Raw genomic sequence first — 1,886 nt, 5'->3', positions numbered from 1 at the left:
GCCGGCGTCGTGCAGGTCGCGGAGGGCCTCGGAGATTTCCTCGCGGGTCTCGCCCATGCCCAGGATCAGGTTGGATTTGGTCACCATGCCGAGCTTGCGGCCCTGGGTGATGACATCCAGGGACCGCTCGTAGCGGAACGCGGGACGGATCCGCTTGAAGATCCGCGGGACGGTCTCGACGTTGTGCGCGAACACCTCGGGCTTGGAATCGCAGATCGCCGCGATGTGCTCGGGCTTGCCGGAGAAGTCGGGGATCAGGAGTTCGACGCCGGTGCCGGGGTTCAGTTCGTGGATCTTGCGGACCGTTTCGGCGTAGAGCCAGACGCCCTCGTCGGCGAGGTCGTCGCGGGCCACCCCGGTGACGGTGGCGTAGCGCAGCGCCATGGCCTGGACCGAGCGGGCCACTTTGGTGGGTTCGAACATGTCCACCGGGGAGGGCTTGCCGGTGTCGATCTGGCAGAAGTCGCAGCGGCGGGTGCATTCGGAGCCGCCGATCAGGAAGGTGGCTTCCTTGTCTTCCCAGCATTCGAAGATGTTGGGGCAGCCGGCCTCTTCGCAGACGGTGTGGAGGCCTTCCTTCTTGACCAGGTTTTTGAGCTGGACGAACTCCGGGCCCATCTGGACCTTGGCCTTAATCCATTCGGGCTTCCGTTCCACCGGGGTGGCCGCATTTCGCTGCTCAATGCGCAGCATCTTCCGGCCTTCTGGTGCCAGTGTCACAGTAGGGCTCCTTCATGGGTTGCAACTAGGGCTTCTTCATTGTTGCGCAGTTCCTCGATGATCCGCGAAACGAGGTCGGCCGGAGTGATGTCCCGGCCGATCTCCTGTGCGATCGTGGTGACGCCGGCGTCGGCGATGCCGCAGGCAATGATCTGGCCGTAGGGGGCGAGGTCGTTGTTGCAATTGATGGCGAAGCCGTGCATGGTCACGCCCTCGTGGACCCGGATGCCGATGGCGGCAATCTTGCGTGCCGGGCCCTTCTCGTCCTGTTCGAGCCAGACGCCGGCGCGGCCCTTGATCCGAACGGCGTCGATGCCGTAGTCGGCCAGGACGGCGATGATGACGGCTTCGAGCCGCTCGACGTAGTCCCGGATGCCGGCCGGGTTCTTCAACTTGATGACGGGATAGCCCACCAACTGGCCCGGGCCATGCCAGGTCAGCTTGCCGCCGCGGTCCACCGGCACCACGGGGGTGCCGTCGAAGGGGCGTTCATGGTCCTCGGTGCGTTTACCGGCGGTATACACCGAGGAGTGTTCGAGTAGCAGAACGGTGCTGGGTGCGGTCCCGGCGACGACTTTCTCGTGGAGTTCGCGCTGGACGTCCCAGCCGCGGGTGTAGTCGACGAAATCGGGAGCGAGACCCAGCTGGGAGAACTGAAGAGTCATGGCATTCAGCTTAGTCCCCGGCCGTCGCGCCTACTGATTCTGTGGCGAAGCTCTCATGCCTGTGGATAACTTCTGCGGGGATCACGGGGATCGGCTATTCCTGAGCTATGAATGAATACGAGCTGTCTTCGCGTCCGGATCCCGGACCGGCTCCGGAGGTCTCCGGTTACGACGTCGGGCGGCTGTTGGGCCGCGGCGGCACGGCTGCCGTCTGGCTCGCCACGGACCGGGCGTCGGGTCGGGACGTGGCGCTCAAATGCTTCGCGCCGGCCCGCCCCCGCCGGGCCGTCGCCGGGGACCGGCCGCCGCCCGGGGCCGCCGAGGATGCGGTGCGCCGAGAGGTGCGGATCCTCTCCGCCCTGGACCACGAGCACCTGGTCAAGGCGCAGGCCGTGGTGCGGGTGCGCCACCGGACCGGCGGCGACGGGCTGGGGCTGGTGCTGGACTACGCACCGGGTGGATCGCTGGCGGAGCTGCTGGCGGCCCGCGGCAGCCTGGGCC

The 1,886-nt window shown here is 66.8% G+C and carries 3 protein-coding genes; 1 reads left to right on the top strand and 2 read right to left on the bottom strand.

All coding sequences use genetic code 11. From position 1 onward, the window contains the following. Both AB4Y86_RS17860 and lipB read right to left on the bottom strand, forming a co-directional pair. Nucleotides 1–720, bottom strand: a 720-nt coding sequence (locus AB4Y86_RS17860) for a lipoyl synthase (protein WP_441403494.1), incomplete at its 3' end; no start/stop codon positions are given. Further along, on the bottom strand, nucleotides 717–1,385 hold the full coding sequence (lipB, locus tag AB4Y86_RS17855) for a lipoyl(octanoyl) transferase LipB (protein WP_441403493.1): 669 nt from the start codon (nucleotides 1,383–1,385) through the stop codon (nucleotides 717–719). The genes AB4Y86_RS17860 and lipB, both read right to left, overlap by 4 nt. Before the next feature lie 107 nt (nucleotides 1,386–1,492). On the opposite strand from lipB, the gene AB4Y86_RS17850 reads away from it, so the two are divergent. Beyond that, the coding region (locus AB4Y86_RS17850) for a protein kinase domain-containing protein (RefSeq protein WP_441403492.1) at nucleotides 1,493–1,886 on the top strand (394 nt) is incomplete at its 3' end.

The sequence above is a fragment of the Arthrobacter sp. 2YAF22_2 genome (assembly GCF_052114645.1).
Lineage (GTDB): Bacteria > Actinomycetota > Actinomycetes > Actinomycetales > Micrococcaceae > Arthrobacter.
This window is presented reverse-complemented; position numbering and strand designations above follow the sequence as displayed.